Annotated in this window: 19 protein-coding genes and 1 pseudogene; 7 read left to right on the top strand and 13 right to left on the bottom strand. The window is 68.4% G+C overall.

The features are described 5' to 3' along the window. Positions 1-840: 840 nt before the first annotated feature. A complete protein-coding gene (locus tag ACTWQA_RS15185) occupies positions 841-1239 on the bottom strand; it encodes an NUDIX hydrolase (RefSeq protein ID WP_443159863.1) in 399 nt (132 codons plus the stop codon). A gap of 129 nt (positions 1240-1368) precedes the next feature. On the opposite strand from ACTWQA_RS15185, the gene ACTWQA_RS15180 reads away from it, so the two are divergent. The 5 genes from ACTWQA_RS15180 to ACTWQA_RS15160 all read left to right on the top strand — a co-directional run bounded on the left by ACTWQA_RS15180 (position 1369) and on the right by ACTWQA_RS15160 (position 7857). Beyond that, the gene (locus ACTWQA_RS15180; protein WP_443159862.1) at positions 1369-2838 is read left to right on the top strand and encodes a hypothetical protein; all 1470 of its coding nucleotides are present in this window, start codon (positions 1369-1371) and stop codon (positions 2836-2838) included. Then, on the top strand, positions 2838-4667 hold the full coding sequence (locus ACTWQA_RS15175; RefSeq protein WP_443159861.1) for a hypothetical protein: 1830 nt from the start codon (positions 2838-2840) through the stop codon (positions 4665-4667). Before ACTWQA_RS15180 ends, ACTWQA_RS15175 begins: the two co-directional genes overlap by 1 nt. Further along, the gene (locus ACTWQA_RS15170; RefSeq protein ID WP_443159860.1) at positions 4664-6826 is read left to right on the top strand and encodes a hypothetical protein; all 2163 of its coding nucleotides are present in this window, start codon (positions 4664-4666) and stop codon (positions 6824-6826) included. The genes ACTWQA_RS15175 and ACTWQA_RS15170 overlap by 4 nt, the downstream gene beginning before the upstream one ends. Further along, positions 6819-7235, top strand: coding sequence for a hypothetical protein (locus tag ACTWQA_RS15165; protein WP_443159859.1), 417 nt, complete (start codon positions 6819-6821; stop codon positions 7233-7235). The genes ACTWQA_RS15170 and ACTWQA_RS15165 overlap by 8 nt, the downstream gene beginning before the upstream one ends. A gap of 394 nt (positions 7236-7629) precedes the next feature. Next, complete coding sequence (locus ACTWQA_RS15160) at positions 7630-7857, top strand: hypothetical protein (RefSeq protein ID WP_443159858.1); 228 nt, start codon at positions 7630-7632, stop codon at positions 7855-7857. Between the two features lie 72 nt (positions 7858-7929). Here the strand turns inward: ACTWQA_RS15160 and ACTWQA_RS15155 are convergent, their stop codons facing one another. Then, positions 7930-8961: a TerC family protein gene (locus tag ACTWQA_RS15155; protein WP_443159857.1), complete on the bottom strand. Its 1032-nt coding sequence runs from the start codon at positions 8959-8961 to the stop codon at positions 7930-7932. Positions 8962-9383: 422 nt separating this feature from the next. On the opposite strand from ACTWQA_RS15155, the gene ACTWQA_RS15150 reads away from it, so the two are divergent. Beyond that, complete coding sequence (locus ACTWQA_RS15150) at positions 9384-9707, top strand: hypothetical protein (RefSeq protein WP_443159856.1); 324 nt, start codon at positions 9384-9386, stop codon at positions 9705-9707. Here ACTWQA_RS15150 and lnt read toward each other — a convergent pair. The 7 genes and pseudogenes from lnt to ACTWQA_RS15115 form a co-directional block, all read right to left on the bottom strand. After that, positions 9691-11196, bottom strand: coding sequence for an apolipoprotein N-acyltransferase (gene lnt / locus ACTWQA_RS15145; RefSeq protein WP_443159855.1), 1506 nt, complete (start codon positions 11194-11196; stop codon positions 9691-9693). The genes ACTWQA_RS15150 and lnt overlap by 17 nt on opposite strands. 344 nt (positions 11197-11540) lie before the next feature. Next, positions 11541-11861: a helix-turn-helix transcriptional regulator gene (locus ACTWQA_RS15140; RefSeq protein WP_443159854.1), complete on the bottom strand. Its 321-nt coding sequence runs from the start codon at positions 11859-11861 to the stop codon at positions 11541-11543. 161 nt (positions 11862-12022) lie between these two features. Next, positions 12023-12157, bottom strand: a complete 135-nt coding sequence (locus ACTWQA_RS15135) for a hypothetical protein (protein ID WP_443159853.1) — start codon at positions 12155-12157, stop codon at positions 12023-12025. A 105-nt stretch (positions 12158-12262) separates the two neighbouring features. Beyond that, the gene (locus ACTWQA_RS15130) at positions 12263-13336 is read right to left on the bottom strand and encodes an SPFH domain-containing protein (protein WP_443159852.1); all 1074 of its coding nucleotides are present in this window, start codon (positions 13334-13336) and stop codon (positions 12263-12265) included. A gap of 4 nt (positions 13337-13340) precedes the next feature. Next, the gene (locus ACTWQA_RS15125) at positions 13341-13772 is read right to left on the bottom strand and encodes an NfeD family protein (RefSeq protein WP_443159851.1); all 432 of its coding nucleotides are present in this window, start codon (positions 13770-13772) and stop codon (positions 13341-13343) included. Positions 13773-13980: 208 nt separating this feature from the next. Next, positions 13981-14327, bottom strand: a pseudogene (locus ACTWQA_RS15120) (IS1634 family transposase); the annotation flags it as partial. A gap of 19 nt (positions 14328-14346) precedes the next feature. After that, on the bottom strand, positions 14347-14946 hold the full coding sequence (locus ACTWQA_RS15115) for a class I SAM-dependent methyltransferase (protein ID WP_443159850.1): 600 nt from the start codon (positions 14944-14946) through the stop codon (positions 14347-14349). 162 nt (positions 14947-15108) lie between these two features. Between ACTWQA_RS15115 and ACTWQA_RS15110 the strand changes: the two genes are divergently transcribed. Beyond that, positions 15109-15555, top strand: a complete 447-nt coding sequence (locus ACTWQA_RS15110) for an SdpI family protein (RefSeq protein WP_443159849.1) — start codon at positions 15109-15111, stop codon at positions 15553-15555. Positions 15556-15585: 30 nt separating this feature from the next. Here ACTWQA_RS15110 and ACTWQA_RS15105 read toward each other — a convergent pair whose 3' ends face one another. The 4 genes from ACTWQA_RS15105 to ACTWQA_RS15090 all read right to left on the bottom strand — a co-directional run bounded on the left by ACTWQA_RS15105 (position 15586) and on the right by ACTWQA_RS15090 (position 20265). Next, complete coding sequence (locus tag ACTWQA_RS15105; protein WP_443159848.1) at positions 15586-16785, bottom strand: calcium:proton antiporter; 1200 nt, start codon at positions 16783-16785, stop codon at positions 15586-15588. Positions 16786-17067: 282 nt separating this feature from the next. Continuing rightward, positions 17068-17730, bottom strand: coding sequence for a potassium channel family protein (locus ACTWQA_RS15100; protein ID WP_443159871.1), 663 nt, complete (start codon positions 17728-17730; stop codon positions 17068-17070). 177 nt (positions 17731-17907) lie between these two features. Further along, positions 17908-19599, bottom strand: coding sequence for a potassium/proton antiporter (locus tag ACTWQA_RS15095; RefSeq protein WP_443159847.1), 1692 nt, complete (start codon positions 19597-19599; stop codon positions 17908-17910). Between the two features lie 54 nt (positions 19600-19653). Continuing rightward, positions 19654-20265, bottom strand: a complete 612-nt coding sequence (locus tag ACTWQA_RS15090; protein WP_443159846.1) for an SPFH domain-containing protein — start codon at positions 20263-20265, stop codon at positions 19654-19656. Between the last annotated feature and the right edge of the window lie 220 nt (positions 20266-20485).

Below are 20485 nucleotides of genomic sequence, written 5' to 3'. Positions count from 1 at the left end.
CGGGGACTGCTTGGGGTCCTGCTGTGGTCCTGCCACCTGCTCCAACCTCTTCCAACGGGTGATCAAACTACCCGCGGCTGATAGGTGTTTCGGACCGGGACTGGTTCATTAGCTCTGACGCGGATGGCCATGAAGAACGCCTTCGGGCAGCCCCGTCCTCCTCACCACCCTGCTGACAGCAGGTGCTCACCTAGGAGAAATCACCCAGATCTTCCACGAGACCGGAGGCGTCAATGCTTAGCCACGAACGCACCACCGGCCGCACCTTCGATCACGGCGAGGACTTCTTCACCGCGCTGAGCAACTTCTGCCGCATGCCGGCGTACGGCAGGGATACATGCCCATGTTCCTGGCCGACCTCGCCGAGGCGGACATCGTCAGCACCTGCGAGAAACTTCCCGATCCTCAGGCACCGGTCTGGTCAAGGTCCATCTGGCCAACGTCGAGGCCCTCGGCTGCGGCACCATCGCCTGGGATGCTGAGGCCAACCAGATCCTTCCGCACATCCACGTCACTGTCGGGCTCAAGGAGCACTCCGCCAACGGCTACACCAGCCACCTACTCGCAGCCAACGTCCAGTTCCTCACCGAACTCCTCATCGTCGAAGTCAGCGCCCCAGCCATGCGTCGCCCCCGCAACTCCGACCTCTACAACGTGCCCCTGCTGACCTTCGGCGAGTGAGGTCACCGCCGGACTGGGGTCTCGAAGATTCCGGACCGCGCCTGGCGGCCTCATTTAGGCTGCGTACTGCCGGGTCGCGGACCGGTGTCTTCGGCCTTGGCGGGTCTGATTTCTCCTTCCTGAATGCACGCGCCGACCGGCAGCCTCCGGCTGGTCCGGTCAGACCGCACGCGCAATGCGGTGCCCGACAAGGCGCTCGGCCTCTACAAGCGGATACCAGGCAACACCCCTCACCTCGGATTCCTGGATGCGCCCCACCTCCGCTGCCGTCACGAAGGAGTACCCGATGTCGAGGTGATAGTGCTCCGGTTCGTCCTTCTCCGGTCGTGCCGGCACCCTGCCGTACTCGACGTAGACGGGAATCGGTGACGCTGGGAAGACCTCGCCGGAGTCGATACCCGTCTCCTCCGCCAGCTCCCGCACAGCCGCGTCCATCAGCGCGGTATCGGCCGGCTCGAGGTGACCACCAGGCTGCAGAATGATCCCGTACGCCAGATGCTCGACAAGCAGAATCTCGGCGCCACTGCGAACCACCAGCGCACCGACGGTCACGTGCATCGGAAAACTCCGCCGCGAGGCTTCCCCGGAAGGTCTGAGCGTGTTGTGTTAGTTGCTTCTATCTTGTCCCGCATGCCTTCTGTGACGTGTGTTTCGGTTACGGACAGTGATGTGTTCGGGGAGTGGCAGTTGTACTGGACCACTCGTGGTGTGGGGGTTCCTCGGGGGTGGCTGGAGCTCCTGGATGAGTGGGCCGACATCGACGAGCGTGAGCGGGCGTTGTCGATCGAGGCGGGTACGCCGATCCTGGTCGATCCGACGGGGCGGGTGGATCCGCTGCTGGCCCGGTTCTTCCGTCGGTCTCGGTTCGCCCGCCTGGCCGAGGGGACCAAGAAGGCGTACGTGAAGGATTACCGGCTGTTCTTGACGTTCTTGTGGGGGCGCGGGAAGGCCTGGCTGGAGGCGGACTCCGACGACATCGATGACTGGGAGGCGTGGCGGCGCCGGTCGAAGGACAACCCGGTGCGGATCGGCGGGTCGAAGTGGGATCGGGAGTTGGCGGCGTTTCTGCTGCTCTACAACTGGGCGGTCTCCAACGGGCACATGGCCGTCAGTCCGATCACCATGCACACGGTCCGGGCCCGGGACGGGTCGACGTCTGAGGTGCCGGCGAACCGGTCGACGGATGTGAAGTCCTCGCATGTGAAGTGGTACACCCCCAGGACGTTGCGGCTCTGGAGGGATATCGGGCTGCGCGGGTTCACACCGGAGGGCCTGCCGGAGAAGGGGTGGCGGGGGCGCAACGACGGCCGGAATGCCGCGTTCGCGGACCTGCTGAATGAGTCGGGGCTGCGGCTTCGGGAGGGTGGGTGCCTGCTGACGCTGGAGGTGCCGGATGCGGTGCTGGGCCACACCTATTACGAGGGGACGGTGGCGGCGGCGATCGCCAAGCGGCGTCAGCGGATGTTCTACCTGCACGCCGACGCGGTGGGCAGTATCGAGGCCTACATGGCCACGACCCGGCGGGCGGCGATCCGCCGCGCCCAGCGCCGCGGCGCCTATGACCGGCTGCGCGGCAAGCTGATCGTCATCGCCATCGGCCGAGACCGGGCCCGCACCATCTCCTGGCAGGACAGCCTCGGCAACCAGGGTAAGGCCGCGATGAGCGAGCTGGATTGCCACGACCGTAAGAGGCTGTTCATCGAGGGCGAGTCCGGTCTGGAGCCGTTGCAGTTGTGGTTGACCGAGGGCGGCATGCCGATGGCTTACGAGTCGTGGGAGAAGGTGTTCGACGCCGCCAACGACCGGTGCGCCCGCTACGGTCTGGGCATCGTGGTCTCGCCGCATGTCTGCCGTCACTCGTTCGCGTTGAAGATGCTGATCACCTTGAAGCGCGGCCTTGATCTGCGCTACGGCCTGGACCGCGGGGACCGTGAGCATCTGCGGAAGGTCTACGGCGAGGTGTTCCCGCTGGTGAAGGACCTACTCGGGCACAAGAGTGAGGCCATGACTCGTGAGATCTATCTAGAGCCGCTGAACGGGATCCGGCTGGCGATGATTTTGGACGGCACGGAGGACCTGAGCGAGATCTTCACCAAGGTCGCCGTCTCCAGCCGGTTGGTCATCGACGTGCCGCCCGGCGAAGAAGAGGAAGCGTAGTGGTCGGACGGCACGGCAGGAAGGCGGCCCTGCCGCCGAGCGGGTTCACCCGGCCTCCGTCACTGTCGTCCGACGGCCTGCGCGTGACCGTCTTCGAGGAGGACGGCACCGTCGGCGGCGTCTGCGACTTCACCCAGACGCCCAATGGACGGGTCATTCCCGGGAGCCTTGAGCTGCGCCGGGCGTTCGCAGCCGCATTCGACCGCAAGAGTGGGCCTGGGGGGACCTGGCGGTCCTTCAGCACCTGCCTCTTCTCCTACCGGGCGATCTATGCGTTCTTGGAGTTCGCTTCCCAAAGGCAGGAGCCGCTCCAGGCCCCGGAAGGGATCACTGCGGCGTGCTGGGACGCCTGGGTCCTGCAACTTCCGGCCGGCCAGCTCGGGAGGATGACAGCCCACCGGGTGCAGGCGCTGCTGAACCTGATTCCGGGGGTTGCGGCGGAGACGCTCAAGGTGGTGAATCGGCGCCTTGGAGTGGCGCCCCGGCGGACGCCGCCCTCCTATTCCTACGAGGAGTATGAGCAGATCAGGTCGTCGGCCGCAGCGATCTTCAACACGGCGTTGGTACGGATCCGCACCAACCGAGACCTGTTGCGGCGGTGGTATGCAGGGGAGATCCCCCATGACGGCCCCGACTGGCTCGTCGGTGAGGCCCTGCATTGGGTGCTCACGACCGGCGACGTCCCCCTCTATCCGAACTCTCACCCGTCTCATCGCTATGTGGTCCGCAAGTATGACAAGGCGCTGGGTGGTCGCGGTCCCGGAGTCACCTGGGCACGGCTGTTCCCGACCCGTGTCGAGGCGCTGGCCGCAGGGACACTTCTGGTGGCCAGCGAGGCGTGGAATCGGGCTCCGTTGAACCAGATGCTGGTCCCCGACCATGACCCTGCCGCCGGGGAAGAAGAGTTCGACATCCACATGGTGGAGATCGACAAGAGGCGCCGGCCCGTCCACCTCCGGCACACCACCAACAACCTGCTGGATGCCGGGCCCGGAACGCCAGGGCGGCTGATGGGACAGGTGATCGAGGCGACCGATCTGGCCCGGGAGCATCTGCGGCTACAGGGTCGGCCAACCAACCGGTTGCTGGTCTGGCGGCGGCTGTATTCGGGAGGCGTCGGCAAGTACTTCGCCCTCGGCATCCCCAACCAAAAGGAGCGGGATCCTGACCTGGATGACTACCACCCCCACAACGTCAGCCTGCGGCGACTGCGCCGCACTGTCCAGGTCCTGATCCGTAAGGAGCCCGCGCAGAACACCCAGACCGTCCACGATGACGTCTACGTCATGGGTGATCCGCAACTCCTGGGCGAAGTCCGCGACACTGTCGCCCAGGGCCTGACCGACGCGGTCGAGCACGCCCGCATCATTATGCAGATGCGGGTGGTGCTGGGCGAGGACGCCGACGAGTTGATCGAGTTGTCGGATGACCCGGAGCTGGCCCGGGAGATCGCCGACGGACTGCACGACACCCCGACCGCGGCCTGCACCGGCCTGACCAGCAGCCCGTTCACCGAACCCGGCCTGCCCTGCACCGCGTCGTTCCTGATGTGTCTGGCCTGCCCGAACGCGGTCGCGACCAAGCGGCACCTGCCTCGGCTGGCCTATCTGCACCACACCTTGAACGACCTGCGCACCGTGCTGGACACCGAGGTCTGGGAACGGGACTGGCGCGAGCACTTCCAGCGGCTGGACAGCCTGCCCATCGACGAAGTCACGCAGAAGGGGCGAGTCCCTCGAGCCCAGTGGGATCAGGCGCGAGCACAGATCACCGATGCCGACCGAGGCTTGATCGACCGCATGCTGACCCGCAAGCTGGAGGCCACATGAGCAGCCGCCACGCCACAGCGGGCGCCGACGGCTGGCTCGTCGGCGACAGCGACCCGTTCGTCAGCCCTAACCGGTTGACCCGGCCGGTGGACATCGACGCCGTGTCCCGTTACGGCGCCGACCGATGGAACCTGTCGGTCCTGAACGCCAGCCGCCACGGCAGCGTGGTGACGGTCAAATGGGACGACTACACCGACCTGGCGATGTGTTCCTCGATTCGCCGGACGGGCTGGTGCATGATCAACATGCCCACCCCTGAAGAGCTCCTGGACCGCAAGGCGACCAGCCGGGCCCTCTGGCGTTCCGCCGAAACGATCCGCACTCACCTGGGGTACTTGCGTGACTTCGTGAACTGGTCGGCGGAGCACGGGATCACCACGCTCGCGCAGGTCACTACCGACGACCTCGAAACCTACGCCGCCCGTGTCGGCATCAAAGGCAGCCGAGAAGCCACAAAGATCCTCTACTCCATCAGTCTGCTCTGGGGTTATGGGCCGCATCTGCCGGCGCAGGACCGCATCCCCATGCCTCCCTGGGAAGCGGGAGATCTCAGCGATTACCTGCCCGAAGCTGACGCCATGGGCACCACCGCACCTATTCATCCGGCGGTGATGTCTCCGCTGCTGATCTGGGCGCTCCGGTTCGTGGAGGACTTCGCTGACGACATCATCGCTGGCTGGCGTGAACGCCAGGGGCTGACGGCGCAGGCCCTGGATACCTACACGCCGGCGACGACACCGAAGATGAGGGCGTTCCTCCAAGAGTGCATCGCTCAAGGCCGCCCCCTACCCGGAACGACCATGAAGGGCCAGAAGAGCGCGGCCTGCCTCTACCTGGCCGGGGTCTTGGGAACCAACGCTCTGCAGGTCAGCCGAATGGTCAACCGCCGCCCTGCGCTTGTCGTCAGCGACCGGGCTCCGCTTCGCACTCCGGTGCGCGGGCTACTGCACGGCCAGCCGTGGACCGACCAGATCGACTTTTACGAATCGCCGGCCTTGATGCAGCACCTGGCCACGGCCTCAATGATCGTGATCGGCTACTTGTCGGGGATGAGACCCGCCGAGGTGCTCGGGCTGAAAGCCGGATGCTGCCCAGAACCCGACCACAACGACGACCAGCGGGCCGTCCGTTACCAGATCTACGGCAACGTTCTGAAAGGCGTCCGGGATGAACTGGGCCGTCCTGTCCCTGACGGACTCCCTCGGGATCTACCCTGGACGGTGATCATGCCGGTCGTCCGCGCCATCCGTGTCCTTGAGACGATCGCCGAAGGCGAACACCTGTTCCCGGCCAACCCGGCCTGGTATCTGACCCAACCACGCCACACACGGCCAGCACGGGAGTCGGACCTGCTATCCACCACAGCCGCGGCCGGGCGCATCCAAAAGCTCATCTGCTTCGCCAACCAGGCGGCCGAAAGACACAACCTGGCATCCGAGCGCATCCCAGATGACCCCGACGGCCGCATCACCATGAAGCGGTTCCGCAAGACGATCGCCTGGCACATCGCTCGCCTGCCCGGCGGCCGGATCGCCCTGGCCACCCAATACGGCCACCTACGCGCCTCCAGCGTCACCGACCACAGCTACACCAGCCGGGCCCGCCACGGACTCCGGCGCGTTCTGGACGTCGAGACCGCCCGCGCCATCGCCGACTACCTCGACGACCTCTCCGAACGCATCAACAACGGGGAGGGCGTCTCCGGCCCCGCCGCCCGCCGAATGATCAAAGCCGCCCAGGACGCCCACGTCCGGTTCGAGGGGATGTTCCTGTCCGACAAGATGGCCGAGGCGCTCCTGGACGAGCCGCAATTCAACGTCTACGACAACCCGGAAGCATTCCTGACCTGCAACAACGACCCTGCGAAAGCGCTGTGCCAGATCACGAAGATCCGACGGAAACCCCGGAACATACCCCCGTCGCTCGACCGGTGTGATCCGGCCTGCGCCAACATCGCCCGCACCGACCGCCACATCGCCCAACTCCGGCGCGAGATCACCGAACTCGGCGAGGAGATCGCCAGTCCCCTCACCTCGACCCCGATGCGGGAAAGGCTCAAGCAACAAGTCACCGCCCTGGAAGCGATCGTGGACCGGCACGAGAGCACCCGGATCGTCCTCATCTCACCGAACCTCGAGATCAAGAAGAGACATGACTGACCAGCAGCTCAATCACCAGGCAGAACGCAACGCCATCATCGCAGCGATACAGCGGATGCTGGCTGACCCGCAACGCTCGGTCGAAGATCTCACCGTCGTCGCGCTGGCCGCGGAATCCGGGCTGAAGCGCAACAAGCTCACCCACAAGCACAAGGACCTCAAGGACCAGTTCTACGCCGAAGTCAAGGCAAGGCAGGGCGTCTCCGACCGCGAGCTCAGACTCCAGGAGGAGATCGCCACGCTCAAGGAGCGAGTGACTGACCTGCGGGAAGCGCGGGACAACTACCGGACCGCCAGCGAGATATTCGCCCGGGCCATCAACGTCCTGACCGCCGAGAACGACAACCTTCGCAAGGAGCTCACCAAGCAGCGTTCCAGCAAGGTCGCCACCCTCCCAATTCCTCGATGACCAACGGCGGATCCGCACTGCCTGGCCCTACGCTGTGACTTGGACCACTTGATGACGTGATTTTGGGATCGCTACCAGACGTTGTCGGTCCTGACGGCTGGAGCCACTGGGGTGGAGGGGCCCGCATGGACAAGGACCCTCCACCGCTGCCACCGCCCGAGCGACGGCCGCCCTGCTCTTCGACGCTGCGCGCCCAAGGACGAGAGCGCGGCGGACCTGGAGCCGACGGCCCCGGCGGCGAGTTTCTCCGCCGCGCACCTGCTAGGGCTTGGACGGCACACCTGCCATGCGGCTGCCTGCAGGGATCCTCTTCAGGATGGCAGAGCAGGTAGTGGGTAAAAGACTAGGGCGTCGCCCCCCGCTGAACAGGGAACAGGGATGAGGTCTGATGGGCATGGCTGCTGTGCCGGGCACGCCGGCGGGGGGAGAGCTGGAGGCCGCGCTGGCGGTGCTGGTTCGCGCGTACGGCGACGCGGTCACCGTGATGACGGGGATGTCGGCGTCCGTTGATGTGCAGGCCGCTGTCGCGGGCGCGGCCCGGATCGGTGGTCTGCTGCGCGAGCTGGAGGCGGATCTCGCCAGGCGGCGCAGGATGCTGGTTTGGGCTTCGGTAAGAACATGATCTGATCGGCGTTCGAGGTCGGCGCGTAGCCGGGACACGCTCCTCAAGCTACGCAAGGGAGCGCCCCGCGAGTTAGCCGTCCGAGGGTGGGACGGTGGCACGTTGGACATCGCGGCGGGCATCGCGGCGGTTGGCGTGCACGCTGGTGATCGTGACGGTCGTCAGGGCCACGATGATGACCGCGAGCGAGACCAGGGTGGGGATCTGCGGGATTGCGGGCCAGATGCCGTGTGCCCAGTGCAGGAGGAGTTTGAGCCCGATGAAGCCCAAGATGACGCCGAGGCCGTGGTTGAGGTGGCGCAGCTTTTCCAGCACGCCCAGTAGCACGAAGTACAGCGCCCGCAGGCCCAGCAGGGCGAAGGCGTTGGTGGCGAAGACGAGGAAGGGGTCGTCGGTCACGCCGTACACCGCGGGCACCGAATCGACCGCGAAGACGATGTCGGTGGCGAACACGGCCACGATGGCCAGCGCCAGCGGGGTCAGGGCGCGCCGGCCCTGCTCGCGCACCACCAGGCGGGAGCCGCGGTAGTCGCCGGTGACCGGCATGAAGCGCCGCACCAGGCGGACCGAGCGCATGGAGGAGATGTCCACCTCCTGCTCCTTGCCGCTCAGCGCATCGGCGAGGATCTTCCACGCGGTGACGATCAGGATCGCGCCGAACAGCAGGAACGCCCAGGTGCCGCTCTGTAGCGCGGCCGCGCCCAGGGCGATGAAGATCGCGCGCAACACCAGTGCCCCGATGATGCCGTACAGCAGCACCCGCTGGGCCCGCTCGCGCGGCACCGCGAACGCCGAGAGCAGCAGCATGAACACGAAGAGGTTGTCCACCGACAGCGACTTCTCCACCACGTAGCCGGTGTAGAACTCCACCGACGCCTGCGACCCGAAGGCACGCCACACGTAGAGGCCGAACAGCAGGGGAAGCGCCAGGTAGAAGACCGACCACCCCACCGCCTCGCGCATCCGCACCTCGTGCGGGCGGCGCGTCAGGATGAAGTCGGCGCCCAGCAGCAGCGCCAGGACGCCAACGGTGATCGCCCACAGCTGCGGCGAGGCGACCGTCTCCAATGGGGCGGCCATCATCAGGCTTGTTGGGGCGGGCATGGAACCTCCTCGGACCCGGCGGGCCGTTCGAGGTCTCCTTCACCCACCACTGTGCGGGCGGCCGCCCGGGGGCGAGGTCACGCCCGTACTGACCGGGCCGGCTCTTGGGAAGTACTCCCCTCGCCCTTCCAGGCTAGGCGAACCTCCTGGTCAGCTCCACTTCGACGGCCCGATTCGGGGGTGATCGCAGGCGTTTGACCGGCGCCGCCAGCTGGGCTGATAGTGGAAGGAGCACGCAAGGGGAGTACCCGCCATCAGACATCCCGGCCGTCATCACGGTCTCCACACCTGGGGGAGACCCGGCGGGATGGCCCTCCGGCCGCGCGTCGACGCAGCTGCCGATACGGCCGCAGAGGCGGAGGGCGCGGGAAGACCTTCGTCCTCATGGCCGCAGGCCCAGGCGAGGCCGAGGGGGAGTCCTCATGTCCATCACCGTGCTTCTCGAGATCCTGGCGGGCATCCTGCTGATCTTCTCCGCCCTCATCAGCGCCGCTGCGCTGTGGGTTCCACCGCCGCGGTCCCACGCCGCCGTCCGCCGCCGCGCCACCTCTCGCACGCCTGTCGAAGACCGCCCGGACTGGCCGGGAAAGCGCCGCTTACAGAACGCCCAGCCCTGCCACTCCGCCGCAGTGCCCACCGGCACCACCACCAGCAGCGGGGGCAGGAATCTGTACCACTCCGCGCCCAAGGTTCCGTCGCGTGAGTCCGTGGTGGCATCACAGCCTTCGATCAGTCGATGCCGGTGATCCGCCGGGCGGCTGCCCCAACCGCGGCGCCGAGCGCGATCCCGCCCGCCAGGGCGGGCACCCAGTCACCCAGCCGCACGTACGGCGTCTCCTCAACAGACAGCGGCACGGCCACCACGAACGCGCCACGGTACTCGGGCGGGAACCAGGCCAGCCGGGCGCCGCGCGCGTCGAACGCGGCCGAGGTGCCGTCCACCTCGACCAGCACCGCCGGCCGGCCGGACTCGACCGCCCGCAGCGCCTCCAAGCTCGCCTGCTGCGCGTGTGCCCAGCTTCCGTGGAACGTCGTGAGCGACCCCTGCGTGATCGTCACGTCCACGCCCCTGCGGGCCAGGCCGCGCCGCAGGTCCGGAAAGGTCGACTCGTAGGAGATCAGCGGCCCCACCCGGCGGCCGGCCACCTCGAACACGACCGGCCCGGCGCCGGTGGTCCGGTCCTTCTCGGCCGCCTCGGTCTGCCCCGCGATCCAGCCGAGCACCGGCCGCAGCGGGATGTACTCACCGAACGGGACCAGTCGCTGCTTGACGTAGATGTCTGCGACCCCGTGCGGCGTGTACTGGTAGGCCGACTTGGCGATCTGGCCGGAGGAATCCGCCGCGTCCACGTTCACCAGCACATCGGCGCCCGCCTCGGCGGCTGCCCGGCGCAGCAGGCGCTCCACCTCCGGGCGCCGGGCGGGGTTGAGGGCGACGCTGCTCGGCCCCCAGACCACCACGTCGGGATCATGGCCGGCGATCTGGCCGGTCAGCCGGAGGTGTGCGGCCACGCGCCGTTCCGGGCCGGGCACGGGGCCCGGCTGCACGCCTGCCACGCGTATGACGCCCGTCACGACGGGTTCGGGCCGTACCAGCCCGGAGCACGCGGCGAGCGCGACGGCGGCTCCCGCGCCGGTCAGCCGGGCCCGCCGGCCCGCGTCCGGCAGCACGGCGATCGCGAGCCCGGCGTTGACCGCGACCAGGGTGAAACTGAGCAGCCACACCCCGCCGAGCGCGGCCAGGGCCAGCACCGGCCGCACCTGCCACTGGCTCGACCCGAGCAGCCCCCACGTCCCGCCGAGGTGCTGCCACGACCGCAGCGCCTCGACGGCCACCCACACCGAGGGCAGCACCAGCAGCGCTACCCCCGCCCTGGCCGGGGAGACGCGCCGCAGCAGCCCGTGGGCGACCAGCCCGAACGGCACCCACACCAGCCCCAGGACCAGCACCACCAGCGGCCAGAACACGCCCAGGAACGGCAGCACCCAGTGGTGCAGCGTCCCGAAGAAGCCCGCCGACGCCCACCAGCTCCGCCACCCCGCCTCACGCAACGTCCCCGCTCCGGCTACCAGGAGCACGAACGGCACGAGACCGAACCACGCCCACCACCAGGCGTTCACGGCGGGAAAGGCGAGAGCCAGGCACGCGCCGGTCACGGCGGCCAGCAGGCGCGGCGCCCGGCGGCGCGCCAGGCCGGCGCGCTCGGCCGTGACGGTGACGGACGCGGACGGCACACCACCCCGCTACCCCACCCGGCACCCGTCACCGCCCCGGCCGCCGCGCAGACCAGGAACCGCGCTCCACGGGCCGATGGCGCTGCCGGCGTCAGGGCTCGGCGCTCGGCTCGCCGTCGCCAGGGGCGAAGGAGCGTTCCGCAGGTGACCGGCGCGCGCACGCGACCTGCGAAAACGCGGTCGCCGCCGTGATCACGGTGTCATGCGCCAGACTCAGTCCTGCCTGTCCGGACCGGAATCTAGGAGCGCAGCGGGGCCAGGCACCCCGCGCACCTTCGGGCCTTGCCCACCACACCGCCCATCCTCTGCCACCACCACGGCGACGACCTGCGGGCTCAACCGCCTCATTCCTGAGCGGGGCCGCTCTCCAGCAGCTCGGCCTCCGAGCGGGGCTGCTCACTGGGGACCGGAACACTGGCGAGCAAGTCAGAGCCGGTGAACAGGTCGATGAGCGCCTGGACGGGAACGGTGCGCTGGCTGGGGTGACGCAGGTGCCGGCCCGCAACGATCGCATACCGGTTGCGGCGGCCCTGCCGGATCCGCTCCACATAGCCGGCCGCCAGCAGGTCGGTCACGATGCTCTGAGCGGCCCGTTCGGTGATGCCGACGGTGGCGGCGATGTCCCGGATCCGCACCTGCGGATCAGCCGCGATGACCAGCAGCACGCGGGCATGGTTGGTCAGGAAGGTCCAAGTAAAGCGTCGATCAGCAGCGTCGCCCATATCCGTGACCGTCCCCTCGGCAGGATGAGGAAGAGCCGGAATCGATACACCTGAACTTTATATGAGGAAAACATCTTCAGGTGATCTTCTCGGCCACGCCGGGTCTATGACGGGTCGGGCTGTTGCTCAGGTGCCTTAGACCCGGGTGGTGGCTGCACCGTCTCGATGGCCTCTTCCACCGATGGCTCCACCTGGAACGCGGTGCGCGGGCCGATGATCATCAGGATGCGTTCCAGCACGGGCGGAATGTTCGACAAGACCAGGTTGCTGTGCTGGTCGCACCTATTCGGCACTCACAGTGCGGTAGCAGTTGCTCTCCTGTCGATGGCCAGAAGCGCCTGGTATCAGGGCTCGGCCTTGTGCGGGTCCTTCTCCGGGTCGGGGAAGGGCGAAGGCTCCGGTACGGCGGCGCCGAGCTGGCGGGGCGCCCCCGCCTTCTCGGCCTCTTGAGCGTCGGCGACGGCTTCGGCGGCCGCCTTCGATGCCTTGGCCACCTCCTCGTCGGCGGCCGAAGCGTCGGTGACCTCCTCGCGGGTGGCGGCCGAGCGGGGCAGGACCTCGGTGAAGGCATTGGAGACGCCCTGCAGCGCCGAGGTGACCTCGCTCGGGATCACCCAGAACGTGTTGCCCTCGCCCTGGGCGAGCTGCGGCAGCACCTGGAGGTACTGGTAGGCCAGCAGCTTGGGGTCGGGGTCGTTGCGGTGGACGGCCTGGAAGACCTGGTCGATCGCGCGGGACTGGCCCTCGGCCTCCAAGATGGCGGCGGCTCGCTGGCCCTCGGCCCGCAGGATGCGGCCCTGCTTGTCGCCTTCGGCGGTGAGGATCTGCGACTGGCGCTGGCCCTCGGCGTTGAGGATGGCGGCCCGCTTGTCGCGCTCGGCCCGCATCTGCTTCTCCATCGCGTCCTTGATGGTCTTGGGCGGGTCGATGGCCTTGATCTCGACGCGGTTGACCCGCAGCCCCCATCTGCCGGTCGCCTCGTCGAGAACGCCGCGCAGCTGGCTGTTGATGGTGTCGCGCGAGGTCAGGGTCTTCTCCAGGTCCATGGAGCCGACGACGTTGCGCAGCGTGGTGACGGTGAGCTGCTCGACCGCCTGGATGTAGTTGGCGATCTCGTAGGCGGCCGCGCGCGGGTCGGTGACCTGGAAGTACAGGACGGTGTCGATCTCGACGACCAGGTTGTCCTCGGTGATGACGGGCTGCGGGCGGAAGGAGACGACCTGCTCGCGCAGGTCGATCTCGGGGTAGACGCGGTCGATGTACGGGATGACGAAGTTGAGGCCGGGCTTCAGCGTGCGGTGGTAGCGGCCGAGCCGCTCGACGTTGCGAGCCCTGGCCTGCGGGATGATGCGTACCGCCTTGAGCACAGTGATCACCATGAAGAGGGCGATGACCAGGCCGACGATCAGCAACTCCATGTGATCACTCCCGAGGGTATACGAGGGCGGTGGCGCCCTCGATCTCGATGACGTCGACAGTCGCGCCGGTGGGGATGACCAGCGTCTCGTCATAGGCGCGTGCGGACCATTCCTCGCCTTCGATGCGCACCCTGCCCTCGCGTCCGGTGATCTCGGAGACGACATAGGCGGGCTTGCCGACCAGCGCCTCGATGCCGAACCGGCGCAACTGTGGCTGGCGGATATGACGCATCGCGATCGGGCGGACCACGATCAGCCCAGCCACCGACGCCAGCGAGAAGACCAGCAATTGTAGCGGGATGGGCAGGCCGAGCGCTGCGGTGGCGGCCGTCAACAGGGCAGCGGCGCCGAGCAGCCCGAGCGCAGCGGTGAGGGTGAAGATCTCGGCCACGCCCAGCACGACAGCGAGGATTATCCAGATGACCCATTCATCCATGCTCCGGCCCTCCATAGGTATAACGGGCCCGGATATGCAACAGATTCCTCTCCTACCCGTAAATCTGCAGGTGTACGGCCCTTGAGTTGATGCCTGCGTTCCGCAGATGTGTAGAGAGAGAAAGGCGCATGAATCCGGGTTGTGAGCTGGGGAAGAGCCTGCGGGCACGCTGATGCGGCGTGTCCCTAGGCGTGGGTGTTATGCCTGGTCAGGCGTCTGCGACGGGCGTGGCCTCGACGATCTTCTTCGGGGCCGGGATGTCCAATTTGGCCAGGATGTCGCGCTGGGGCTTGGTCAGCTCGGCGCGCTGGCGGAAGGTGCCGGTCGGGGCGGTGAAGGCGACCATGGTGAGCAGGTCGAACTCGTCGCGGATGCGCCTCCAGGTTGAGCCGGTGATGGTCTCAATGATGCGGATCAGCAGCAACGCCGGCCAGCAAAAGATGACGTGCGCGCGGATGCGTTCCTACAGCCGGTGATAGACCGGGCGCAGGTCGATGATCTGCTTCATATCGCGCCCCGCTCAACTTCCAGTAATTGCTTGTGTCCTTGGCCGACAGCCTGTCTGACACCCATGTCAGGAACGGCCCGCCACCAGCAGGCGGCACGGCAACAGGGGGCCGCAGCCGGGAACAGGCCGGTCTTCGATCACGCGCAGGCCCGTCGTCTGGTCCAGAAGATGCCGGCCGCCAGGCTCACAGCGCCGCCACCAGCGACGCCGAGGCGCCGGTGGGTGTACGTCGGCGTAGATGAACACCCCTCCCGCGGCCAGGACACGGGCGATCTCTGCCAGGCCGGCGCGGACGTCGTGCCAGTGCCGGCGGGTCAGGGTCGCGGTGATGAGATCGAGGCTGGCGTCGGGAAACGGCAACTGCTCGGCACGGGCCCGCACCATTGCCGGACTCCCTTCCGCTTCGGCTGGGGTGGTGCGGCGGGCGACGGTGAGCATGGCGTGGGCGGCGTCCATCCCGATCAGGTGCGCCGCGGGGAAGCGGCCGGCCGCCTTGTGGAGCAGGCGGCCCGTGCCGCAGCCGAGGTCGAGCAGGTGGCGGGGGTGGGGCAGGTGATGATGGGCGGCGGTCAGGACTGTGGCATGCACCGGATCGGCCAGGGTGGCGATCAGGCTCTGGTCGTAGGTGGCCGCCCATCGCTCGAACGGTTGCGCCGAAGCCGCCATGACCCATGGTCGGCTGGGGCATGTCGCAGGCGGGGGCGCGTTTCGGTATCGGTTCGGATGCACCAGTCCAGCGGCCGGGTGGTGCCGGGCCGGGCTCCTTGCGGACGGAGAGCTCATTCCGCTCGCCCTTCATGCCCGTACCTCACGGCCTACGATCACCACATGGACGTCCTGCCGCCCTTACTCGTGTTCGAAGGGCTCGCCGCGGGGATCGTCGGGTGCCTTGGCTTGGCCGGGCGGCTGCCACGCAACAACGTCGCCGGGGTGCGCACTCCCTCCACGATGCGCAGCGAGACGGCGTTTCGAGTCGCCAACAAGGCGGCGGGCGTGCCCACGCTGACCGGCGGCGGTGTCGCGTTGGCCGGAGCGGTGGCGGCGTGGCTCCTTCCGACCGACGAGGGCGTGCTCACGGTGGTCATCGTTGCCGCGATCGGCATGCTGACGCTGACGATCCTTGGCGGTGTGATGGGTTGTCTGTGCCGCCAAGGCCGTACCCGACCAGGAGCCGGACCCGCCCACTGGGTGAGGACTGGCGGTATGGCGACAACTCCCGGGGGCGCGCTGATCCTCGCCAGTGGCGACGGCTGCGGGGCATATTCCCTCCGGTGAACGCTTGTGGTCACCGCACAATCAAAGGATCTAGGGGTTGGCGGCGAGGAAGAGGTAGCCGGCGCACAGGGCGAGGTGTACGCCGGCTTGCAGGAGGGTGGCGCGGCCGGGCATGACGGTGAGGATGCCGACGCCGGCGGTGAGGGCCAGGAACATGATGTGGGCGGGGCCGAGGCCGAGGAGCAGCGGTCCGTCGAGCCAGATCGAGGCGACGGCGATGGCGGGGATGGTCAGGCCGATGCTGGCCATGGCGGATCCGAGGGCGAGGTTGAGGCTGATCTGGGTGCGGTTGCGGCGGGCGTGGCGGGCTGCTGCAAGCGTTTCGGGGAGCAGGACGAGCAGGGCGATGACGACGCCGACGAGGGAGTGCGGGAGTCCGGCGGCGGTGATGGTCTGCTCGATGGTGGTGGACTCGACTTTGGCCAGGCCGACGACGGCGACCAGGGCGGCCATGAGCAGGACGAGGCTGGTCAGGGCGGTGCGGGTGGGCGGGGTGGCCGCGTGGGTTTCGGTGTCCGCGGCGTCACCAGGGCCATCGTCGGAGCGAGGGCTGTCGCTGACGTGGTTGCCGATGAGGTGAGCGGGCGGGCGGGCCGGCGCTGGAACTGGGGCTGGGGCTGGGGCGGTGAGGAAGTAGTCGCGGTGGCGGATGTTCTGGACGAAGACGAACAGCACGTACAGGGTCAGGGAAGCCACGGCGGCGAAGGCCAGTTGCGGGCCGGAGAATTCCGGGCCGGGGGCACTGGTGGTGAAGGCGGGCAGGACCAGGCTGAGGGTGGCCAGGGTGATCACGGTGGCCAGGGCGGCGCCGGTGCCTTCGGGGTTGAACCGGGCGGTGCGGGTGCGCAGGGCGGTGAGCAGGAGTGACAGGCCGACGATGCCGTTACAGGTGATCATCACGGCGGCGAAGACGGTGTCGCGGGCCAGGGAGGCGGTGCTGGGGCCGCCGGAGATCATCAAGGTGATGATGAGAGCGACCTCGATGACGGTGACGGCGACGGCGAGGATCAGCGAGCCGAAGGGTTCGCCGACGCGGTGGGCGACGACTTCGGCGTGATGCACCGCGGCCAGCACACAGGCGGCCAGCAGCGCCACGACCACGATCTCGATGATGGCCGGCAGGTCGCGTCCCCACACCCCGATGAGGACCAGCACGGCCGCGATGGGGACGATCCTGGCCGCCAGGACCAGCGGGGAACCCTTCGCCGGGGCGGCTGGCGGGGTGCTCAACAAGGGCCTCCATGGTGATGTCGGTCGTGCGTGTGAACGTAGTACACCGCCGGGTGGAACCCTGCGGTCGGGCCCGTACGGGGACCCGTTGGTGCGACCTAGATCGCTTGATGACGCGATCTTGGGATCGGCCCCTACCTACGTGGTCGGAACGGGCGGATGGGACGTTTGGACCGAGGCGCTATCTCCAACACTCACCGGCAATGATCTTGATAAGAGTTGCCGTGCCTCAGGGAGCCCAGGCCGCCGCCAGACCGCCGCGGGGCCCGGCGGGATCGCGGGTCAGGGCAGTTCGGCGAACCGTTCAACCTGATCGGGCCGGCCGGAGACGATGATGATGTCGCCGTAGGCGAGTTCGGTGTCGGCGGTGGCGTAGGTGAACTCCTCGCCCGAGGGTTTGACCGCCACGACGGTGACGCCGTGCTTGCGGCGCAGGCCGGAGCGGCCGAGCGCGATACCGACGTAGTCCTTGGGCGGGCGGATCTTGGCCATCGCGAAGTGTTCGTCGACTTCCATGTAGTCGAGCAGCCGGCCGCTGACCAGGTGGGCGACGCGCTCGCCCATGTCGTGTTCGGGAAAGACGACGTGCTGGACGCCGATGCGTTGGAGGATCTGCCCGTGCTGCCGGCTGATCGCTTTCGCCCAGATGTCGCCGATCTCCAGCTCGACCAGGAGCGAGGCGGTGAGGATGCTGGCCTCCAGGTCGCTGCCGATGGCGCACACCACGCGGTGGAAGTCGGGTACGCCGAGCCGGCGCAGCGTGTCGAGGTCGGTGGAGTCGGCGGCGGCGATCTGGGTGATGCGCCCGGTCAGGCTCTGCACCACTGCGGGCCGATGGTCGATGGCCAGGACCTCGGTGCCGCGCCGGGTGAGCTCCAGCGCGAGCGAGCTGCCGAACCGGCCCAGCCCGATCACCGCGACCGCACCGCTGTTCTTGTCTACCAACGATGACACGCTCCTCAGGTACGTCATAGCTCAGTCATAGCGGCGGCCGCGCTCGTTCGGCGCGCGGCACCTGATCGGTGAGTTCGGCCAGGCGGCGTTCCACGGCGGCGAGCCGGTCGGCCAAGGGCCGGCTGTGCAGCAGTTCGGCCAGGTGGTCGGCTTCTTCTTCGTCGAGCTCTACGGTGTGCGCCGGAGTGTCGGGCTCGGCTCGGTCGTAGAACAGCAGGGTGCGCCGGCCGGTGTCGGTGACGATAACGCCGAGGTGGTCTCCTTGCCGGGTGTCGCCGTGGTGGACGGTTCCGGTGCCGGGGATGGTGGTGTGCGTGATGTCCACGACTCGGTGTCTCCTTCCGCGCTGTTGGTGTGGCTGGTGTGCGGGTCGGGGTCGCCGTGTTCGCCGTACCAGTGGGCCAGGCGGCCGCGCCGGCCGACGGCGCGCAGGCGTCGTTCGACGCGTGCGCGGGTGGCGGAGGTGGTGACGATGAGCACGTCGTCACCTTCCTGAAGCCGGGTGCCGGGTTCCGGGACGAGGGTGTCGCCGTCACGGACGATGAGGGTGACCATCGAGGGTGCCGGGAGCCGCAGTTCGAAGATTTCCACTCCGTGCAGGCGGGAGCCGGGCGGGATGGTGAGGGTCAGCAGGTCGGCGTCCAGGATGTCGAGGGGTGCGGCCTCGATGTCCACGTCCCTGGTCTGGCCCGGCTGGGTGACCCCGAGCAGCCGGGCGAGCGCCGGCAGGGTCGGTCCCTGGATCAGGGTGAACAGGACGACCAGGACGAAGACGATGTTCAGCAGCTGCCGACTGCCCGGGACCGCTGCCACGATGGGGAAGGTGGCCAGCACAATCGGTACGGCGCCGCGCAGCCCGGCCCAGGAGATGAACGCCTGCTCTCGCCAGCTGGTGCGGAAGCCGATCAGGCAGGCGATCACGGAGGCGGGCCGGGCCAGCAGCAGCAGGACCAGGCCGACGATGGTGGCGGGGATCAGCGCGGCGGGCAGTTGGCTGGGGCTGACGAGCAGGCCGAGCATGACGAACAGGCCGATCTGGGCCAGCCAGCCGATGCCGTCGGCGAAGGAGCGGGTGGCGGCGCGGTGTGGCAGGACGGCGTTGCCGAGCACGATGCCGGCCAGGTAGGCGGCCAGGAAGCCGGAGGCGTTCGCGGCGCCGGCGGCGGCGAAGGCGATGACGCCCAGGCCGACGGTGGCCAGCGGATACAGGCCGGTGGCGGGCAGAGCGACGTAGCGCAGCGCGAGGGTGCCGGCCCAGCCGATCAGCAGCCCGATCACGGCCCCAGCCACGAGCTGGTAGGTGACCTGTCCGGCGACGGCGGCGGGGTCGGGCAGATCGGCGGTGCTGAACACCAGCACCAAGATGACGGTGGGGGCGTCGTTGAAGCCGGACTCGGCCTCGACCATGCCGGCCATGCGCCGGGGCAGCGGCAGCGCCCGCAGGACGGAGAAGACCGCGGCGGCGTCGGTGGAGGAGACGATCGCGCCCAGCAGCAGAGCCAGCTGCCAGTTCATGCCCAGCAGCAGGTGCGCCCCTGCCGCGGTGAGAGCGACGCTGACCGCGACGCCGACGGTGGCCAGCAAGGAGGAGGGCAGCAGGAGCCGGCGGATGTCGGTCCATCGGGTGCTCAGGCCGCCCTCGATGAGGATGATGGCCAGCGCGGTGGTGCCCAGGGTCTGGGCCAGCTGGGCGTCGTCGAAGTCGATGCCGAGGACGTCTTCGCCGAGCAGCACGCCGAGGGCGAGGAACAGCAGCAGGCTGGGCAGGCCGAGCCGGCTGGCGGTGCGCGCGGCGGCGATGCAGGCCAGCAGGACTATCCCACCGGCGAGCAGTACCGCATACAGCTGCTGCAGGCTCATCGCGACACCTCGATGACCTCGATGATGACCCCGATGATGTGGTGGGCACGTCTCCTATCCACGCGGATGCTTCTCCCGCCGCAGGCCTGCCTGGGCTTGGGCCCAGGCGAGCAGCTCGCCCCGGAGCGGGACCTGGATGTCGATGATGTCCAGCAGGGTGACCTGGACTCCCCACCGGCCGGTCATATCGCTGATCCGATCCGCCATCTCGGCGCTGCTGTGAGTGATCATGGAGGGGAGGTCGGCCAGATCTCGCTCGGCGATCTGGCGGCGCAGCACGCCTTCGGCCACGAGCGCGGTGGCCGTCAGCGGCTCGTCCGTCGTCATCGCGAAGCGGACGGGATCGGTTGCGGCGGCCACCGCGGTGGCCTTGATGCGCACGCTCACGCCATCGCGGGTGACCGCCTCAGGGCAGAACAGGTCCAGGCAGACCAACCGCAGCGACACCCGCACCTCGCGCTCCAGACCGGGCCACAGGAGGACAAGTCCGGGACCGCGCACCCTGGCTACGCGGCCCAGCCTGCACACGACCAGCCGCTCATCCTCGCCGACGACCCGCACTGCCCGCGAGATGATCACGAGAAGGGGCAGGGTGCCCAGCAGTACCCACACCGCCGGTTCCGCCACGGCGGGCGCCTGGAGGGCAGAGATGGTGTGAGCGCCCATTACGAGCATGGTCCTGCCTCTCTCCCCTGTCGCCTTTGCCCGTCCCCGTGCAAGCCTCCTCATCGCCCCGGGATGGGCGTCCGGCTCCCCGTGGGGCCAGTCTGGTCGGCCGGCCGGGCGTGGCGCCATCGGGGCTGACACCCATTCCTGCGGGTGGGCACCATGTAGATTGCCGCAGGTCAGACCACCACCGTGGTGATGTGATGGGGTGCGCCACCGA

The sequence above is a fragment of the Nonomuraea sp. 10N515B genome, assembly GCF_052245915.1.
In the GTDB taxonomy this organism is placed as follows: domain Bacteria; phylum Actinomycetota; class Actinomycetes; order Streptosporangiales; family Streptosporangiaceae; genus Nonomuraea.
Note: the sequence above shows the minus strand (reverse complement) of the source record. Positions and strands in the feature narration are given on the sequence as shown.